Origin of the sequence: Aquirufa nivalisilvae (assembly GCF_004307455.1) — a bacterium.
Classification (GTDB): domain Bacteria; phylum Bacteroidota; class Bacteroidia; order Cytophagales; family Spirosomataceae; genus Aquirufa; species Aquirufa nivalisilvae.
On the sequence record NZ_SEWX01000002.1, the window covers coordinates 102652 to 121260 of the forward strand.

Genomic DNA, 18609 nt, shown 5'->3' on the forward strand with positions numbered 1-18609 from the left:
TTTATTTTTTGAGTTCTTTTTCAAGAGCACTTACCTTTTTGTCGAGACTAATAAGGTAAATGAATAGTCCAGTAAGAATTACGAGTACCACAGCAATGACCACATAGATTTTGCCGTCAGCGCGGAATTTATCCGCCATTTCAATTTCGCTTTGAGCTAAACCTAAAAAGCAAGTAAAACTGAGCAATAAGGTTAAGATATATTTTTTCATGCTTGTTCTTTTTCTTCTAATAAAACTTCAATTTTTCTAATGCGTATGCGTAACTGGGCATACCAAAAACCTAAGGACATCCAGCCTAAAATGGCAGGATAAAATACCATGCGCATGCGGTTATCTAAATCCATGGAATTGAAACCCGGATTACCTCCGTTTCCTGGATGTAAGGAATCTGTCATGCGGGGTAAAATCCAGATAAGTACCATGAATATGATAAATGCAAAAATATTATAAACCGATGATATTCTGGCTTTTTGCTGTTCATCTGGCAAGGAAGAACGAACTAATCCATAAGCTAAATAAATGAGCATGCCGATGGCCACGGAATTTAGTTTGGGGTCATTTGTCCACCAATCTCCCCAGGTGAATTTGGCCCAAATGCTGCCTGTTAATAAACCTAGGGTAGCAAATACCAAACCGGTTATCACATAGGCATTGGATTTCAAATCATCCATAGGGTCGGATTTGCGCAAGTATTGAATGGAATGATACACCGATACACCTAATAAGGCGATCATGCTAAACCACATGGTCACGTGGAAGTATAGGTTCCGAACCGTCTCATTCAAAATGGCTTGTCGGGGCACCTGCCCTGCAAAACCCATGTACATGGTGTAAACTAGCAAAACGATGCCAGCCCATTTCCAATAATATTTTTTTAATGTCTCCATATATAAGGGAAAAGTATACCAGATAAAACTACGACAATTACGTCAAGAGAGGCTAAAACAGCTATTTCATCCCAGTTTTCAGCAATCGAAATACCATCAAGGGCACTTTTAGATAGTTTTAACAAGAATAGTAATAAAGGAATAATGATGGGGAAGCTTAATACTGCCATCAAGGTTGACGTATTTTCTGCTTGTGCAGCAATTCCTCCTACCAAAGATAAGGTAGATGCGAAGCCTATGGACCCTAAAATCAGGGCAATGACATACAGTGACATGTTGCCAACTGGGTTTCCCATCACCCATGAATACATGAAAATTCCAACCAAGGAAATACCGATCATTAAGACGGAATTATACAAGATTTTGGAATAAATAACCGATTCTGGCCTAACTAAGGTATAGTAAAATAATCCTCGTTGAGATGATTCTTGAGTAAAGCTTTTACCAATAGCATTGATGGCAATAAAGAGCAAGATAATCCAAAATAGGACATTCCAAGTAATAGGATTAATGGATTCTTGCTTGGCTTTAAAGGATAAATAACAAACGAAAATGGTAGAGGCAAGGTAAAGCAACAAACCGTGAACGGCATATTTTTGTCGCCATTCCATTTGTAATTCTTTTTGAAACAAAACCTTGATCTCCTGAAGCATTATCAATGTCAAATTAGTAAAGGACCTGCAATTTACGACAGAAAGTTGGCTTTGATGAATATTCCTCAGAGTATTTTGGGGAATTAAAATCAAATTATCCAAAACTAAGAATTATCATTTTTTAGCTCGGAAATACTTAGTACATTTGTGCCTAATTTTGAATTATTCTAAATAAGAACAGAGGATTGAATATGCTAACACTGGCGGATTTACGGATAGGAGAACATGGCGAAATAACAGGGTTTACGGACGAAATACTCTCACTAAAGCTTTTAGAAATGGGCTGTTTGCCTGGTACCGAAGTGATATTAACGCATCATGCTCCTTTTGGGGATCCCATTGCTTTGAAAGTTTCTGGTTATACTTTAACCATGAGAAGAGAGGAAGCGGCAACTATTCAAATCAAACGAAAATAAATTAAACATTGGCTAACGTAACCAGAATAGCGCTTATTGGTAATCCAAATGCTGGGAAATCTTCCTTGTTCAATACATTGACAGGAATGAACCAAAAAACAGGAAACTTCCCAGGGGTAACCATGGATAAGTTGACAGGTATTTGGGAATTGGAACCAGGCAGAAATATTGAAATTCTGGATTTACCGGGTATCTATAGTATATATCCCAAATCAATCGACGAAGAGTTAGTCATTAATATTTTGGGCAATCCCAAGCATCCTGATTATCCAGATATGGCGATTGTGGTGGCGGATGCCTCCAATTTAAAACGTAATTTATTGCTCTTTTCTCAAGTTCGAGATTTAGGAATTCCGACGGTTTTGGCTTTGAATATGATTGATGTAGCTGAAAATCAGGGATTTGTGATTAATTCCTTGAAGTTGGCTCGTGAGTTGAATGTAGAGGTTGCCGAAATCAATGCCAAAAAGGGAATTGGCGTAGGTGGTTTGAAGTTAGCTGTCATCAAGACTTTGAAACATCGTTATGCATCCAACGATGCCTTGCCTTTGCCCGTAGCAGATGAATTGATTGACGATGTGCAAAAGCAATTTGGAGAAGCAGATCCATATCGTTCTCTTTTATGGTTAATGGAACATGATCGCATGAAAATGTTTGATCAACCGCAGCGCGAGTCCTTTGATCATTTGATGGAGAAGCACCATTTTGAGTCGAAGAAATATAAATCAGCCGAAACAGTAAAACGTTATGAGCAGATTTCAGAAGTTGTAGAGCGCTGTGTCATCAATTTGAATCGTCAATGGGATGCTGAGCCAGTAAAAACCTGGACAGACCGATTGGACAAAGTGTTTATCCACTCTTTCTGGGGTTATGTGATTTTCTTGGCCATCTTATTTGTGATGTTCCAAGCGGTATTTACTTGGGCAACCTATCCCATGGATTTGATTGATGGAGGTGTGGCTCAGTTAAATGATTGGTTGAAAGGCATATTGCCTGACTCTCCTTTGACAGGTTTGTTGACTGACGGTCTAATAGCCGGTGTAGGTGGTGTATTGATATTTGTGCCTCAAATTGCCTTTTTATTCTTCTTCATTTCCATGTTGGAAGAAACAGGATATATGTCGCGCGTGATGTTCATCATGGACAAAATGATGAGACGCTTTGGATTGAATGGTAAATCTGTGGTACCCTTGATTTCGGGGATTGCTTGTGCCGTGCCAGCCATTATGAGTACTCGTTCCATTGGATCTTGGAAAGATCGTTTGATTACCATCTTGGTAACCCCATTAATGTCTTGCTCTGCTCGATTACCCATTTATACGGTATTAATTGCTTTGGTCGTGCCAGAAAAAAATACGCTTTTTGGTGTGTTTAATTTACAAGGGGTAGCTCTTTTTGGATTGTATCTCTTAGGTTTTTTTATGGCTTTGCTTTCAGCCTGGGTATTGAAAAAAATATTGAGAGCTAAGGAAAGAAGCTATTTTATTATGGAATTGCCGACTTATAAAGGTCCTCGTTTCAAGCACGTTGCCATTTCTATTTACAATTCAGTACGAGCATTTATTTTTGAAGCAGGAAAGATCATTGTCGCTATATCCATTGTCTTATGGGTATTTGCTAGTTATGGACCAGGGGATAGTATGGCTAAGATTGAAGAGCAAGTGAGATTGAAAAACCCTACTTTAACTGGAGTAGACTTAAGTAACAAAATAGCATCAGAGAAACTAGAGAATTCTTATGCAGGCCATTTTGGTAAACTAATTGAACCTGCCATCAAGCCTTTGGGATATGATTGGAAAATTGGGATCGCTTTGATTACCTCTTTTGCTGCTCGTGAAGTTTTCGTGGGGACCATGTCCACCATTTATAGCTTGGGAGGTGAAGTGGACAACGAAAATGCGACCATCAAGAATCGTATGCGGGCAGAAATAAATCCTGATACAGGAAAACCTATGTACGATGCCGCCTTAGGATTCTCTCTATTGATATTCTATGCCTTTGCGATGCAATGCATGAGTACCTTAGCGACAACTTACCGCGAGACAAAATCTTGGAAATATCCGTTAATCCAATTTGGGTATATGACTACCTTGGCTTATTTAGCCGCGTTCTTGGTCTACCAAATATTATCTTAATTACATTTTAAAGGGGATGGATGTCGCCGCCAGGTTGCTAGAACCTTTGGCTAGTAATTTGCCATCTGCATTGTACATTTTAGCTTCTACATTGGCTACTTTTTTACCAACTCGGAATACTTCTGAAACGACGGTAATTTTTTCTCCAGCCTTAGCTCCGTAAAGAAAATCAATACTCAAGTTGATCGTAACATATAAATGTTCGATATCACAAGTGATGAGCGTTGTTCCCATCATCTCATCCAAAAGCATAGATATTACGCCTCCATGCAATACGCCAGCATGGTTACATTGATCTTCTCTAACTTCAAATTCGGCGGTCATGGACCCTGCAGAAACAGATTTTAAAATACCATCCAAATAACGAGTGATTGGATTCGGATTTTCATGGGCCATTTTTTTACCAATATATTGGGACAAAAATGCGATGGCTTTATCGTTTGCTTTCATGTTGATGTATGTGTAGGCGGTGTTAAAATATTATTGTGGACGCGTCCAAGTGCTAGTTCTTCCAAACATAGCTACCCCCACAAATCCTCTAATATCGAGTGTCTTATTATTATTTTTTACTTTTAGTATGCAATCGTAGGTCTTTCCAGAATGGGGGTCATAAATAGTTCCTTTTTCCCAAGCGGATCCAGTGAAGGTGAAATCCTTTAATATAACAGCTCCTAATAAATCTCGACTTCTAAGAGCTTCATTTGGATTTTTTACATCTTTTTTACCTGGGGTTTTACTCCAAGATATTTTCCCGAAATATTTATCCCCTTGTTTATATACCGTTATTTTCCCGTCTTTATCTTGGGAAATCCAATCCCCTAAAATGATATCACTTGGGGGTTCTGCCATGTTCATGGAGATAAAAAGGCCACTAAACAATAAAAGTAAAAACGCGTTTTTCATGTCTAATTTTTTTTACAAATATACAAAAGGATATCTTCTTTTGAGCTTTCATGAGAATTGGATTATAGGAGGTTTGGCTCAATCAGATGTAATGCTTATTTTTGTAGGATAGCAGGAAAATAAAAGTCAACAAATAACCTAATGCTTGTTTCTATATGAACTATAATTTATCGCAAATACCTGAAAGATTTGAAAAGCCGCGTCAGAAGGGCTTGACCATGGTCATGGACAAAGGGCTTAGCCTTCGACAAGTTGAAGATTTTTTAGAGGTCGCGGGAAGTTATACGGATTTAGTAAAATTAGGCTGGGCAACTTCTTATGTAACTCCAAATTTAAAGGAGAAATTAGCTATTTATAAGTCGGCAGGTATCCCTGTATATTTTGGAGGAACCTTATTTGAGGCATTTTATATCCGTGGTGAAGTAGATGAGTACCGCCGTGTATTAGACCAATATGGCATGGAATATGCGGAGATTTCAGATGGTTCTGTCGAAATGAACTCCGAAGTGAAATGTGAATATATTCGTCAATTATCCCAACAAGTGACTGTATTATCTGAAGTGGGTTCTAAAGATGAGGCAAAAATTATACCTCCCTATAAGTGGATTAAATTGATGCGCATGGAATTGGAAGCAGGTGCATGGAAAGTAATCGGAGAAGCTAGAGAAGGTGGGAATGTGGGACTATTCCGTTCATCAGGAGAAGTTCGTCAAGGTTTAGTAGAAGAAATTTTAACAGAAATTCCAGAAGAAAGTATCATTTGGGAAGCGCCACAAAAATCACAACAAGTATGGTTCGTGAAATTAGTTGGGGCTAATGTCAACGTAGGAAATATTGCTCCTAATGAAGTGATTTCATTAGAAACGATCCGACTAGGTCTACGAGGAGACACCTTTGATCATTTCTTAACCAAATAAGTTAAGCCCCGAAGTATCGGGGTTTTTTATGTTACCTAATTGAAACCTATATGATACAGCAAGCCTTAGATCTTTTAAAAGATCCATTGCATTTCTTAACGGAGTTTATCGCAGCACATGGTTCATTGACTTATGCCTTGCTCTTTGCCATCGTATTTATGGAAACGGGCTTGGTTGTAACTCCATTATTGCCAGGTGATTCACTCCTGTTTTCAGTGGGTTTAATTGCCGCAGCAAGTGGTCAATTATCCATTTCCATTGTGATTCCTATGTTGATTTTCGCAGCTTTAAGTGGAGATCAGGTGAACTATTTTATGGGTAAATATTTCAGTGCTTACGTGCGTTCTAAAGATAAAATCTTGTTTTTAAAGCGCTCGCATTTCGAGGAAACGGAGAAATTTTATGAAAAATATGGGGTAAAAACGGTGATTATTGCTCGTTTTGTGCCTATTGTACGTACCGTTGCCCCTTTTGTCGCCGGTGCCGGTCGAATGTCCTATTCAGTGTATTTGTTATTTGGTTTTCTAGGTGCCTGTCTTTGGGTTACTAGCATTACCTTGGCAGGATATTTTTTGGGAGATAATGAATGGGTTAAATCCAACTTTGAAAAAGTTGTTTTAGGTATTGTTGGCGTTTCGGTTTTACCGATCTTATTGGGTATTCTTAAGCAAAAATTCTCTTCGAAGTAATATGTCTATTTCCCATCTATATGGCTTGCTTGGATACCCATTAGGTCATTCTTTTTCTAAAAAGTACTTTACGGAGAAGTTTGAAAACTTAGGATTATCTGAAGGTCATTGTTATGAGCAATTCGAAATTCCTCAAATCGAAGATTTTTTGACTCTAAAATCAGCACAAAAAGATGTATTGAAAGGTTTAAACGTAACAATTCCTTATAAGCAGCAAATTATGCCCTTGTTGGATGAAATTGATCCAGCCGCGGCTAAGATTGGAGCAGTCAATACCATTAAAATTTACCCGGATGGGAAGACTAAAGGTTTTAATACCGACTATTGGGGTTTTCGTCAAACCATTGAAACGTGGGAGGCTTTTCCCGAATTTAAATTGAAGAAAGCCGTTGTTTTAGGACAAGGAGGAGCAGCGAAAGCGATCATTGCGGCATTAGAAGACTTAGGACTGGAAGTATGGAAAGTATCAAGAACGCCTGAAGAAGGACAGATTTCTTATGAAGATTTAGCGGCAGCTATGGATGAAGTAGGATTGATCGTGAATTCGACTCCATTGGGCATGTATCCTAAAATAGATACTTTCCCTCCAATCGATTACAGTTTATTGACTAGTCAACATTATTTATACGATATAGTTTACAATCCTTTGCGTACGGCTTTTCTAGAGAAAGGGATTGCTCAAGGGGTAGGAGGGATTTATGAAGGCCTTGAAATGCTACATGGTCAGGCCGACAAAGCTTGGGAAATTTGGAATGCCTAACGTAGGTAAACGCCTAATTTAGTTTTGTCAGATAAAACGACTTCCACATGTTCGGATAGTGTGGTCGACATTTGGTAGCCTATATAATCTGCCGAAATGGGAAATTTTCGGTAATTACGGTCTACGACTACTGCCACTTGTATTTTTTTCACGTGCATACTTAAGAATGGGGCCAAACTATAGGAGAATGTTCTTCCTGTATTAAGCACATCATCCACGACAATAATGACCTTATCCTCAAAAATACTTTTGTCACAATCAAACTGAACAGGACTTTCGTAAGGAACGTCCTTATTTAATTGAATAGCTACAGCTTGGGCCTTGATGGAGGAAATTTCCAAGATATTTTGACACAACAGTTGGGCTAAAGAAAAGCCTTCACCCACTATACCAGCAATGATGATTTCTTTTTCTTCAAAATTGTTTTCAAAAATTTGAAAGGCAATCCGACGAATTTTTTGAAGTAAAGCTGGACCGTCAAGTATTTGTTTGGAATTCATGCTAATGGGATTCATTCAAAATAGCCTCTGAAATTACCAAAAAGTATTCAAATTTTGTACCTTTGCGACTTATTTAGCGATTAAAATAATAGATATATGGCCAAAATGTATGGGGCTCAGCAGCGAGTTCAGCAAGCTCCCAGTAACCCTTTAGCAATTAAGACGAAGAAATTTTCTCTTGAAAAGAATAAATACATCGGCTTGTGTATGCGTCAACTCTTCTCTAATCAGTGGAAATGGTCTTTTTTGCCTTTAGCCTTGATTATTGGAAACGTGGCATTAAACCTTACAGCCGTTTATAAAAACTACTGGATTTATATTTTCATCGTGGTAGGTGTGATTGGTTATGTCTTGTTTTGGTTGATCCAATTTACAGGAATAACGCAACTAGCCCAGTACAAACAATTGTTTGATAAGTATCGTTACGAAATTGATAGCCGTCAGATTTTCATGAAAATCTCAGATAAAGAGGGAGGTATGATCAAGTGGGATATGATTACTAGTGCATATAAGGATAAAGATGCTTATGTATTTACGATGGGTAAATATCAATTCATTCATCTTCCATTCAATGTGTTGACAAGTGATAACGATCGTAAATTATTGGATAAGATTTTACGCGACAAAGGTTTATTGTCATAACAGGATTCTTAGGAATCATCCAACATGGGAAGAATACTGGCAATTGACTATGGCTTAAAGCGTACGGGAATTGCCGTGACTGATCCTTTGCAAATTATTGCGAATGGATTAGAGACTGTTCCTTCTCATCAGTTATTAACTTTTTTAGCTAATTATATGGCTAAGGAAGAGGTGGATGAAATGGTCATTGGTATGCCCAAGAATTTGGATAATACAGATACGGATTCTACTCAAGCTGTCAGGAATATAGTCAAGCAAATTCAAAAGAAGTTTCCTGCTGTTCCTTTGCGCTTGCATGATGAACGATTTACTTCGCAAATGGCCATGAAGGCTATGATTGCAGGGGGAATGTCGAAAAAAGACCGACGGGTGAAAGCGACAGTGGATCGGGTCTCAGCGACCATCATATTGCAGTCGTATATGGAATCTAAATGACATAAAAAAGCCCTCGATAGAGGGCTTTTTGTTTATTTCTGAACTACTTTCGCAAAGCGATGGTAGAATGGTGTTTTACTATTTTCTGATTTAGGTTTGAACTTACCTGTGATAATCGGAACGTACATAACACGTCTGCGGGATTTCTCTCCATAGTTGGGAGAAACCTCCACCCGGTGCCACAAACGGCCATCGTGAATAGTTAAGTCGCCACGCTCAATTTCGAATGCCACTTCACGTGGATCTGGACGGTGATCGATGAATTGTTTCTTACCAAACAATAATTTAAGGACACTTTGATTTTGAGTTCCAGGAATCACACGTAAACCTCCGTTAGCAGATGGACAATTATCCAAATGTATTCCTACGTTTAACATGGGTAAAATCTTTTGACCTAAAAACAAATCTCTAGGGCTATCTGTGTGCCAGCCCATTTGAGTGAATTTGGAATTGGGTTGATTGACATAGTGGTTAAACACCAAACCATCTTTTTCATCTTCACTGAGACGCCCCTCATAGGGAGCTAAGAATTCAGTTAATAACTGAAAACGAGGATCTTTCAAGAATTCACCTAAAACAGGGCTGTATTTATTGGTAAAACACATCCGTTGAATCATGTCATTACCTTGTGGATCTTTACCAAATTTCAATGGAATTCCATTGATTTTCTCCACCTTATCATCTAGCCATTTTTTCTCTATTTGAGCTAATTCTTGGATAAATAATTCGGCTGTTTCATCGGTAATGAAACCCTTAAACTGAATAACTCCAAATTTGGTAAAGTAGTCTTTCTGCTCCTGGGTTATCTCACTACCTAAAGTAAATGTCTTGTATTCAAACTTTGGTGATGATTTTTTCATATTATATGGCCAATTTTGCGCGTTTTGTTTCTCGCTTAGTATTGGTACTCTAATTCTAAATTTGAACTCGCAAGTTACGTCAATGTTACTAAAATTTGATTATTAAAACCTAATTTTCTGATGAAAATCATGATATTTTAAGCATACTTTGTAGAAAAAATAGCAGCTTTGTATTCTTTTTTGCACCTAAGGAATTCGTATCTCATTTTATTATTATTTAATATTTCCGTTCATGCCTAAGTCCATCCTATTCTTTCTTTTTTTTATCCCAATTTTTGCATCAGCGCAATCCGATTATTTACATCGGAAAGGAACTTTCTTTGTTTTTTGGGGCTATAATAGATCAGCTTACCCTACTTCTGACATTCGCTTTCAAGGTCCAGGTTACGACTTCACTCTAGCTGCTGTGCAAGCAAGTGATGCCCCAACTCCCTTTGATGGTTTTCAAACGTACTTTAACCCTTCCTTATTTTCCATTCCTCAGTTCAATTTACATGGAGGCTACTTTATCAATGATAGCTGGTCAATAAGCTTAGGTTGGGACCACATGAAATACGTGATGAACCCCGATCAAGCCTCTCACATTACAGGTCACATCGATCCTTTGGTCTCAAGCCCTCAGATCCCTGTTAATCCAGCTTATGTGGGTAATTATACCAATAGTCCCTTTGTGATTCAATCAAAAGATTTTTTGCAATATGAACATACCGACGGCTACAATTATGCAGCCGTTGAAATTGAGAATTACCATCCAATTTGGAAGAAAGAAAAATCTAATTTTCAATTGGATTGGGTGAACGGATTAGGTGTTGGTGTGGTGGTGCCTAGATCAGATGTTCGCTTGTTTACCGTCGGAACAAACAATTTTTGGAATTTAGCTGGAGCAGGAGCTTCTGCCAAATCTGGTTTGAGATTGAACTTAACGAAGCTCTTATTTTTTGAAGCCATGTTCAAAGGAGGCTATACTAATTTGTGGGAAGTTCATACCACAGGGAGGTCAGTCGATCATGCTTCTCAGACCATTTGGTTTGGCGAATTTTATGGAGCCCTAGGTTTTTCTATAGGAAAGGCTAAATAAATTTTTAGTTTAACCTAAAAATTTGTAAACTCGCATTATGTTGCGAGCTAAATACATCTATATCTTATTTTTTCTGTCCAGTTTTTCCCTTTTTGCCCAGCAAGAAGGTCGAATAGAGACGGACCGTCCAGATCAAACCGAATGCCCTTTTATTGTTAAAAAGGGCTATATTCAAATGGAATGGGGTTTTAATCGACAGATTGAATCGGGCGAGATGACTTTAACCTATCCAACATCCCTAATGAAAATTGGATTAGGTAAACGATGGGAAGCACGTTATACTTCGGTCTGGGGACAAGAAGGAGGGCGATCTACCTACCAGTCGGATGCCGTAGGTTTTAAATATGCCATTTTATTTCCTGAAAAATCTTTTGCTCGTGTTTCCTTAATTGCGCATTACCGGGTTAACGACCAAAAGAGGGATGAAAGTGAGCGAAATAATGAGCGACACTCGGTCGGGGATTTTGTCTTTACCATTCAGCATGATTTTCCAAAGGGTTTTGGATTAGGATATAATGTAGGTGCGGAAGTTCACAGCAATGGTACCGTGGAGGCTATTTACCGTTTTGCTCCTAATATGAATATTGGAAAGCGAGGATATGCCTACGTGGAAGTTTTTGGCAGGATGCCGTCTTCCAGTCAAACGGATCAATGGGTAGATGGTGGTCTGGCTTATTACATCAACGATGATATCAAATTAGATATTTCCGCTGGCAAAAGTCTGCAGATTGAAAATACTTGGTATGCCGCATTGGGATTATCATTTCGTTTCAAAGTTTTTTAGGAACTAGCCTTTAGAGCTTAGGACAATTGCTTAAATTGCCGGAATGAATTCACGGAATGCCTTTTGGGGCTTATTTCTTTATTTTATTTTAGGGTTCCAAACTTTGTTAGCTCAAAACAAAGTTGATTTTTCTATTCAAATCGGGTCAAAGAACATCACTCAGGATGAAACCTTTGTGATATCTATTACCGTGCCTACCAATGGAACCACTTCGGAATCTGTTATTTATAAATTTCCAGAATTAGCTAATTTTCAAAAGCTGGGGATCAGTAGAGGGAAGTCTTCTAATTATTTGAATGGACAAATAGAACAAAGAATCATCTATTCGCAACATTATCAAGCACTTGGAGTAGGCCAATTTTATATACCTTCAGAGGAGGTTATGGTCAATCAGCAATCTCAAAAGTTTGACCCTTTTTATATATCTGTTAGTCCAAGTAATGGTAATTCCACAGACATCAATCCCAATGAAGTTTCCATTTCAGATGAGGTTTTGGCCAAAGCCAACCAGCCTTTTTTATTGGTTTCAAGTAGTCATGTTCGACCTTTTGTAGGGCAAGGATTTACGTTAAAGTTTTCTTTATTTGTTCCAGAAAATAATACGCAAGAGCTGGAATTTGACAGAAATGATATTCAAATACCTAAGTTAATTCAGCAATTAAGACCGAGGAATTGTTGGGAAGAGAGTTTTGGCTTGCAAGTAGAAAAAGTTTCTCAAGTAGAAGTTAATCAAAAGAAATATACCGAATATCGGTTTTTTCAAGCTACCTATTTTGCCCTGAATAATCGACCTATTCAAATTCCATCGCTCAGTTTACAGATATTGAAAAAAGAAAAAGTGGGCGTAGATGCAAAATCTGTACCCATTGTGTTCAAATCGCCTGCGTTATTGATTCAACCAAGGTCATTGCCCAATCATCCGCTGGCAAGTAAAGTCCCTGTGGGGATTTATGAATTGAAGGAATCTATTTCCAAAATTAAAGCTAAAACGGGAGAGCAATTATTGTATAGTTCCAGTGTCATCGGAGATGGGAACGGCATATTATGGGATTCCAAAGGACTAGAGTCAGATTATTTTATTGATTTTAATCGACTGTCTACTCAAAGTTCAGTGTATCCATCTATGGATAAAATGTTGGGGAATAAAACAGAAATTATACAGATTATTCCTAAACAACCGGGTAAATTTGCATTAAAGCAGTATTTTTACTGGATTTATTTTAACACACGTACAGAAAAGTTTGATACGTTGAGATCTAAGATCGATGTAGAGATTCAAGGGCAACCATCGGATTCACGACTTAATACAAGTAGAGAAATGGATGGCTTATACCGTGGAATCGAAAACTTAAATTCAGACGAAGTCGTGTGGAACAGGTGGGTAAATTGGAGACAATTAGCCAATTTGACCATTTTTTCAATTTTTGTAGTCTTGGTTTTCCTGGTTTGGAAAACAAAAAAATAAAGTGATATGGGGAGTATTTACGGGAAAATATTTCAGATTAGTACCTTCGGGGAGTCTCATGGTGCGGCAGTTGGTGTCGTGGTTCAAGGTTGTCCTGCTGGAATTTCATTTGATTTAGAATTTATTCAGTCGGAATTAGACAGAAGAAAGCCTGGCCAATCCAGAATAACTACCCAAAGAAAAGAGGCGGATAGTATCGAGGTTGTTTCTGGTGTGTTTGAAGGCAAAACGACAGGGACTCCCATTGCCATGTTAGTATGGAATGGCGACCAGCGATCTAAAGATTATTCACATATTGCTGATCAATTTAGACCTTCGCATGCGGATTACACCTATTTTGCTAAATATGGTTTAAGGGATTATCGTGGAGGTGGTCGTAGTTCTGCTAGGGAAACAGTAGCCCGAGTAGCTGCAGGAGCATTAGCTAAATTGGTCTTGTCTCAATTGGGGGTAAAAATAACGGCATATGTTTCTCAAGTAGGTACTTTGAAGCTTAGTACCCCAGTAGAGCAATTGGACTTGAGTTTGACTGAATCCAATGCTGTTCGTTGTCCAGATCCAGTTTTAGCGGATCAAATGTTTCAATACATTGATGATATACGTAAGCAAGGAGATTCCGTTGGAGGAGTTGTTTCAGCATATATCACAGGTTGCCCTGTGGGTTTAGGCGAACCCGTATTTGATAAATTACATGCTGAATTAGGCAAAGCCATGTTAAGTATTAATGCCGTTAAAGGTTTTGAATACGGTAGTGGTTTTGATGGGGTAGAAAAGAAAGGTTCGGAACACAATGATGTTATTGTGAAAGAAGCAGATGGTACAGTGCGTACTTTGACCAATCATTCGGGAGGAATACAAGGTGGAATATCCAATGGTGAACCTATTTATTTCCGAGTTGGATTTAAGCCAGTAGCTACTATCATGCAAGACCAAGATAGTATCAATGAGAAGGGCGACAAGATTACAGTTTCAGGTAAAGGTCGTCATGACCCATGTGTTGTACCTAGAGCAGTACCTATTGTGGAAGCCATGGCTGCCATCGTCATTTTAGATTTTTACTTGAGAAATCGGGTGATTCAAATGCCATCTTAATGTTTAGTCAGGAAGATGAATATTACATGGGCTTGGCATTAATGCAAGCTCAAAAAGCCTTGGAAGAAGAAGAGATTCCAGTAGGTGCAGTAGTGGTTTGTCAAGGTAGAATTGTAGCCAAAGCTTACAATCAAACTGAAGTTTTAACGGATGTGACAGCACATGCGGAAATGATTGCGATTACCTCTGCTGCTCAAACCATTGGTGCTAAATATTTGAAAGATTGCACTATGTATGTGACATTAGAGCCTTGCCTCATGTGTGCAGGTGCACTTTATTGGTCGCAACTGGGAAGATTAGTTTATGGGGCAAAAGAAGAAAAACGTGGCTTTGAGCGAGTTGGGCAGTCGGTCTTGCATCCTAAAACAGATATTCTTGGAGGAGTAAGGGCTGAAGAGTCTGAATCCTTACTAAAAGAGTTTTTTTCGATGCGTCGTTGAACCGAAATGTAGGTTTACTTGTTTAAGACCTATGCATCCTATCTAATTAGGATTAAAATTTTAGATAACATTTACATATTAATAAAACCTATATTATGGCTTTTGAACTAGCACCCCTACCTTATGCAAACAATGCTTTAGAACCGCATTTTGATGCATTAACCATGGAAATCCACCATGACCGTCACCACAATGCTTACGTGACCAATTTGAATGCTGCTGTAGCTGGTAGCCCATCTGAAGGAAAATCTTTAGAGGAGTTATTTAGCCACATTTCAAGCTTAAGCCCTGCGATTCGTAACAATGGAGGTGGACATTATAACCACGATTTGTTTTGGAATATTTTATCACCTAACGGTGGTGGTGCTCCAGTAGGAACATTGGCAAAAGCTATTGATGCTAAATTTGGTTCATTTGATGCCTTCAAAGAAGAATTCAAAAAAGCAGGAATTACTCGTTTTGGATCAGGTTGGGCATGGTTAGTAGCTCAAAAAGATGGCTCTGTTGCTGTATCTTCAACACCAAATCAAGATAATCCATTGATGGATGTTGCTGATGTAAAAGGCTTCCCAGTGATTGGTTTAGACGTTTGGGAGCATGCGTATTATTTGAAATTTCAAAATAAGCGCCCAGATTACGTGGATGCATTTTGGAATGTAATCGATTGGAATGCAGCTGAAAAAAGATATTTAGCAGCTCAGAAATAAATGCTAGGGGATAAAATTTCGGTTTTATCCCCATTTTTTTTCACTTCGGATTTGCGATGTACCTTGATTTGTGTATTTTTGCAATCCCAAATGGCGGTTGTAGCTCACTCGGTTAGAGCACTGGTTTGTGGTACCAGGGGTAGTGGGTTCGAATCCCATCATCCGCCCAAAAAGTCTCAGTATTCTTACTGGGACTTTTTTTGTTGCTATATTTTTCCAAATAAATTAATGTAGAATGTAGAATTAGGAATGTAGAATTAAGAATGGCACCACATCAAATCACCATTAACAATTCTCTTTCCGACTGTCGCTTCGTTCCAATCTTTCATAGGAATAAACCTCATTTTTGTTAGATATTTGGAATACGAATTAAGAATGGCACGACATCCAATCACCATTTACAATTTATAATTTACAATTTACTTCAAGTATTTCGATGCAAATTCAATGAAGTTCGGCCAATTGGGGCCAGTTACATGGCCCTTGTCATGCATACGAAAAGCAATTTCACCTTGGGTTTTAGCTTCATTGATCCGAGGGGCGCTGTCTGAAACCAAGCCTTTTTTGCCTAGTAATTCATAAACTGGGCTAGCTTCTTTGCCTGCTAAATACATCCCATAAGGATCTGCCCAGCTGTCGCCATTACCACCCACACCAATATATATGGGCCTAGGTGCACAAAGTGCAATTAATTCATGTGCATCAATAGGTAAATCATTCCATTGAAGAGGACCTGCATATTTTAGAAAATTCCCTGCCATCCAATGGTATTCATTTTTTGCGGCTACGTTTTCGATTAATTCTCCATAATTTCTTCGATACAATTTTAGACCACCTGCTCCTGATGAACAGATATATCCGATGGCAAAGCGCGAATCAAATGCCATAGCTACGGCAGCGGCTTTACCATACCGAGAATGTCCCGTTATGCCTACATGGGTATATTTGATTTGAGGCATGGTTTCTAGGTAATCCAACACTTTACTTGCTCCCCAAGCCCAGGCTCGTAGAGATCCCCAATCATCAGCTTTTCTATATTCTCCTCGATTCATCAATCCAATAATACCTGATTTAAGCCCAGCTCCGTGATCAGCTTGTACTGTGGTTGGGTTTAATTGAATAAATGCCCAGCCTTTAGCAATGACTTGTTCTGTCCAAGGGATTTCATTGGCTGGTGCTGTAGGTCGATTCATTCCTGGAGGAAACACCCAGGCTAGTTCCATCATAGCGGGCATGGCTTTTTTGATGTCTTTTCTAAAACCAATGGTCACTTCCATTTGGACAGAGATGGAAGGGAATCGTTTATTGTCGACTGTACCTACTAATTTTTGAACTTCAACCGGAAACCCGGCCATCATTTTATTTTCTGTTGAAATAATTTTCCAGGAAATGGGAGGGATGTTATCCGGGATACGTCCATAAATTTCTCTTTCAAAATCTTCTACAATCTCAGGTTTCCGATGGTAGTTCCAAGCTCTTTTGGAATCCACTTTTTTGCCGTTATTTAATTGTAAAAGGGTTGGAATGTTAGGGTAAATATTGGCTTTTGATTCATCATAATTGGCGGCATTAGGAGCTTGGGGATTACTTCCATTGACACCCGGTCGAATGCTTTGGATGTTAAGTTGCTCCAACATTTGTTGGTAGTCAGCCTGAGTTTTTCGATTTCGTTCAGCTAAAATACTATCTTGTTCAGCGGTTCTAGCTATTTGAGCCCAACTTCCAAAGGGAAGAAGAGAAGAAACAAAGAGGGTAATGGATAAATAGTACTTCATCGTTAAATAATTTATTCAACGATATTAATCAATAATTTGGTTTAATTATCTATGTGGCAGGATAGCACAGAAAAAGTAAATGCCCCACCTGGGTGGGGCATCATTCCAAAGATGCTATCTTTGGAGAAGTTCTTGCACAAAGATACAATTCATTGAAGAAAAAAGTTCATGAAGGATAAAAAATATCGAGTTAAAGCATACATCGATGGTTCCAATTTGTATTTTGGAATGATTGATGCCGGTTTTAGAAATTGTAAGTGGTTGAATGTAGAAAAGCTTATTCGTAGTTTTTTACGCTCTAATCAAGAACTTGTTGAGATTAAATATTTTACGAGTAGGATTACCCATAATCCACCCAAACAAAAGCGTCAAACGACTTATTTGGAGGCCTTGGAAACCACTGGTGTGAATATTATATATGGCTCTTATCAAGCTAAATTTACAGATTGTAGAAAATGTGGTAATAGCTGGATTATTCCGAATGAGAAAATGACGGACGTTAATTTGGCAACTCATTTATTAATGGACGCGTTTCAAGATCAATACGATATTGCCATTGTTGTTTCTGGGGATAGTGATTTTGTTCCCTGCATACAGGGTGTTAATGAGCATTTTTTGGATAAATCAGTGGTGGTTTTCTTTCCTCCTTTGAGAAGAAATGAGTCTGTTGTTGCTGTTGCTAGAGCATTTCAAATGATAGGAAGAAAAAAATTAGTAGAAAATCAATTTCCTTTGCATGTTCGTAAAGAAGATGGGTTTGTTTTGGAGAGACCCGATGAATGGGCTTAGTATTTTTATATTGAATATTGTGATATGTCAGGAGTATATTTAAAAAGGTTTCTCATTGTATTGTATGCGGCAGGGTTAGTGGGTATGAATTTGCCTGCTACTCAGGAATTATTTATTTCCTTGGTGCCATTAACCCTTTGGTTTACAGGTTTTATCTGCTTGTTTTATTTTCCTAAGCCAAGTATGTCGGCTTATTTAACCTTAGGGGGAATTGTGGTGGCAGCATGGTTTTTGGAGGTAGTAGGGGTGAGAACTGGAAAGATTTTTGGGGTGTATCATTATGGAGAGACCTTAGGTTTTAAGGTCATGGATGTACCCATTACTATCGGCATTAATTGGCTTATTTTGTTATTAGGATCGAGTGCGGTTGTGGAAGAATGGAATGTTGGAGGGAAAATAGGACGCGCGGCTTTAGGAGCAGGATTGATGACAGCTTTGGATTTATTGATTGAGCCTGTGGCCATTCATTTTGATTTTTGGCAATGGTCTGGTGGGCAAGTACCTATTCAAAATTTTGGAGCTTGGTGGCTAGTAAGTTTCTTTTTTCATTGGGTATTTCAATCGGGAGAGTTCACTAGTAAATCCTCTTTATTTCGTTGGGTACTACTTTTACAATTCATGTTTTTCTTGGGACATTGGATTTTTTTACAAGCATAATCCATCACATGAAAACAATTTTTA

The 18609-nt window shown here is 38.4% G+C and carries 23 protein-coding genes and 1 tRNA gene; 16 read left to right on the top strand and 8 right to left on the bottom strand.

Going from position 1 to position 18609, the window contains the following annotated elements; genetic code table 11:
* Position 1 precedes the first annotated feature (1 nt).
* The 3 genes from EWU22_RS03850 to EWU22_RS03860 are packed head-to-tail and all read right to left on the bottom strand — an operon-like array spanning position 2 to position 1541.
* A complete protein-coding gene (locus EWU22_RS03850) occupies positions 2-211 on the bottom strand; it encodes a CcmD family protein (RefSeq protein ID WP_130924497.1) in 210 nt (69 codons plus the stop codon).
* Entirely contained in the window at positions 208-888 is a 681-nt protein-coding gene (ccsA, locus tag EWU22_RS03855; RefSeq protein ID WP_109322048.1) for a cytochrome c biogenesis protein CcsA, read from the bottom strand. Before ccsA ends, EWU22_RS03850 begins: the two co-directional genes overlap by 4 nt.
* The gene (locus EWU22_RS03860) at positions 876-1541 is read right to left on the bottom strand and encodes a heme exporter protein CcmB (protein ID WP_109322049.1); all 666 of its coding nucleotides are present in this window, start codon (positions 1539-1541) and stop codon (positions 876-878) included. The genes ccsA and EWU22_RS03860 overlap by 13 nt, the downstream gene beginning before the upstream one ends.
* 185 nt (positions 1542-1726) lie before the next feature.
* Between EWU22_RS03860 and EWU22_RS03865 the strand changes: the two genes are divergently transcribed.
* Together EWU22_RS03865 and feoB are read left to right on the top strand one after the other, a co-directional pair.
* The gene (locus tag EWU22_RS03865; RefSeq protein ID WP_109322050.1) at positions 1727-1957 is read left to right on the top strand and encodes a FeoA family protein; all 231 of its coding nucleotides are present in this window, start codon (positions 1727-1729) and stop codon (positions 1955-1957) included.
* Positions 1958-1965: 8 nt separating this feature from the next.
* Positions 1966-4092, top strand: a complete 2127-nt coding sequence (gene feoB / locus EWU22_RS03870) for a ferrous iron transport protein B (RefSeq protein WP_231962701.1) — start codon at positions 1966-1968, stop codon at positions 4090-4092.
* On the opposite strand, the gene EWU22_RS03875 is transcribed toward feoB, so the two are convergent.
* On the bottom strand, positions 4093-4542 hold the full coding sequence (locus EWU22_RS03875) for a PaaI family thioesterase (protein ID WP_109322051.1): 450 nt from the start codon (positions 4540-4542) through the stop codon (positions 4093-4095). It abuts the gene before it with no gap.
* A 30-nt stretch (positions 4543-4572) separates the two neighbouring features.
* On the bottom strand, positions 4573-4995 hold the full coding sequence (locus EWU22_RS03880; protein WP_130924498.1) for a DUF2147 domain-containing protein: 423 nt from the start codon (positions 4993-4995) through the stop codon (positions 4573-4575).
* A 155-nt stretch (positions 4996-5150) separates the two neighbouring features.
* Between EWU22_RS03880 and EWU22_RS03885 the strand changes: the two genes are divergently transcribed.
* Genes EWU22_RS03885 through EWU22_RS03895 form a run of 3 tightly spaced genes read left to right on the top strand, consistent with a single transcriptional unit; the run spans position 5151 to position 7361 of the window.
* Positions 5151-5912, top strand: a complete 762-nt coding sequence (locus EWU22_RS03885; protein ID WP_109322053.1) for a phosphosulfolactate synthase — start codon at positions 5151-5153, stop codon at positions 5910-5912.
* 50 nt (positions 5913-5962) lie between these two features.
* Complete coding sequence (locus EWU22_RS03890; RefSeq protein WP_130924499.1) at positions 5963-6601, top strand: VTT domain-containing protein; 639 nt, start codon at positions 5963-5965, stop codon at positions 6599-6601.
* A 1-nt stretch (position 6602) separates the two neighbouring features.
* Positions 6603-7361, top strand: coding sequence for a shikimate dehydrogenase family protein (locus EWU22_RS03895; protein ID WP_130924500.1), 759 nt, complete (start codon positions 6603-6605; stop codon positions 7359-7361).
* Here the strand turns inward: EWU22_RS03895 and EWU22_RS03900 are convergent.
* A complete protein-coding gene (locus EWU22_RS03900) occupies positions 7358-7861 on the bottom strand; it encodes a phosphoribosyltransferase family protein (RefSeq protein WP_130924501.1) in 504 nt (167 codons plus the stop codon). The two genes, EWU22_RS03895 and EWU22_RS03900, sit on opposite strands and share 4 nt — an antisense overlap.
* 96 nt (positions 7862-7957) lie before the next feature.
* On the opposite strand from EWU22_RS03900, the gene EWU22_RS03905 reads away from it, so the two are divergent.
* Positions 7958-8503 (top strand): YcxB family protein, encoded by a 546-nt coding sequence (locus EWU22_RS03905; RefSeq protein WP_109322056.1) that lies wholly within the window; start codon positions 7958-7960, stop codon positions 8501-8503.
* A gap of 24 nt (positions 8504-8527) precedes the next feature.
* A complete protein-coding gene (ruvX, locus tag EWU22_RS03910; RefSeq protein ID WP_130924502.1) occupies positions 8528-8938 on the top strand; it encodes a Holliday junction resolvase RuvX in 411 nt (136 codons plus the stop codon).
* 32 nt (positions 8939-8970) lie between these two features.
* Here ruvX and EWU22_RS03915 read toward each other — a convergent pair whose 3' ends face one another.
* A complete protein-coding gene (locus EWU22_RS03915) occupies positions 8971-9798 on the bottom strand; it encodes a phytanoyl-CoA dioxygenase family protein (protein WP_109322058.1) in 828 nt (275 codons plus the stop codon).
* Between the two features lie 232 nt (positions 9799-10030).
* Here EWU22_RS03915 and EWU22_RS03920 point away from each other — a divergent pair, with 232 nt between their 5' ends.
* The 7 genes from EWU22_RS03920 to EWU22_RS03950 all read left to right on the top strand — a co-directional run bounded on the left by EWU22_RS03920 (position 10031) and on the right by EWU22_RS03950 (position 15531).
* Positions 10031-10876, top strand: coding sequence for a hypothetical protein (locus tag EWU22_RS03920; protein ID WP_109322059.1), 846 nt, complete (start codon positions 10031-10033; stop codon positions 10874-10876).
* A gap of 37 nt (positions 10877-10913) precedes the next feature.
* Positions 10914-11660 carry a transporter gene (locus tag EWU22_RS03925; RefSeq protein ID WP_130924503.1) on the top strand — a complete coding sequence of 249 codons (747 nt, stop codon included), beginning with the start codon at positions 10914-10916 and terminating at the stop codon, positions 11658-11660.
* A gap of 43 nt (positions 11661-11703) precedes the next feature.
* On the top strand, positions 11704-13125 hold the full coding sequence (locus tag EWU22_RS03930; protein ID WP_130924504.1) for a BatD family protein: 1422 nt from the start codon (positions 11704-11706) through the stop codon (positions 13123-13125).
* 6 nt (positions 13126-13131) lie between these two features.
* A complete protein-coding gene (gene aroC / locus EWU22_RS03935) occupies positions 13132-14217 on the top strand; it encodes a chorismate synthase (protein WP_130924505.1) in 1086 nt (361 codons plus the stop codon).
* The gene (locus tag EWU22_RS03940) at positions 14217-14657 is read left to right on the top strand and encodes a nucleoside deaminase (RefSeq protein WP_109322063.1); all 441 of its coding nucleotides are present in this window, start codon (positions 14217-14219) and stop codon (positions 14655-14657) included. Before aroC ends, EWU22_RS03940 begins: the two co-directional genes overlap by 1 nt.
* 95 nt (positions 14658-14752) lie before the next feature.
* Positions 14753-15364 (top strand): superoxide dismutase, encoded by a 612-nt coding sequence (locus EWU22_RS03945; RefSeq protein ID WP_109322064.1) that lies wholly within the window; start codon positions 14753-14755, stop codon positions 15362-15364.
* Positions 15365-15457: 93 nt separating this feature from the next.
* A tRNA-His gene (locus EWU22_RS03950) sits at positions 15458-15531 on the top strand.
* A 252-nt stretch (positions 15532-15783) separates the two neighbouring features.
* Here EWU22_RS03950 and EWU22_RS03955 read toward each other — a convergent pair.
* Positions 15784-17139 (bottom strand): alpha/beta hydrolase family protein, encoded by a 1356-nt coding sequence (locus EWU22_RS03955; RefSeq protein ID WP_130924507.1) that lies wholly within the window; start codon positions 17137-17139, stop codon positions 15784-15786.
* A 168-nt stretch (positions 17140-17307) separates the two neighbouring features.
* On the opposite strand from EWU22_RS03955, the gene EWU22_RS03960 reads away from it, so the two are divergent.
* Positions 17308-17928: an NYN domain-containing protein gene (locus EWU22_RS03960; protein WP_109322066.1), complete on the top strand. Its 621-nt coding sequence runs from the start codon at positions 17308-17310 to the stop codon at positions 17926-17928.
* Between the two features lie 24 nt (positions 17929-17952).
* Positions 17953-18585 (top strand): carotenoid biosynthesis protein, encoded by a 633-nt coding sequence (locus EWU22_RS03965; RefSeq protein WP_130924508.1) that lies wholly within the window; start codon positions 17953-17955, stop codon positions 18583-18585.
* The last annotated feature ends 24 nt before the right edge of the window (positions 18586-18609 follow it).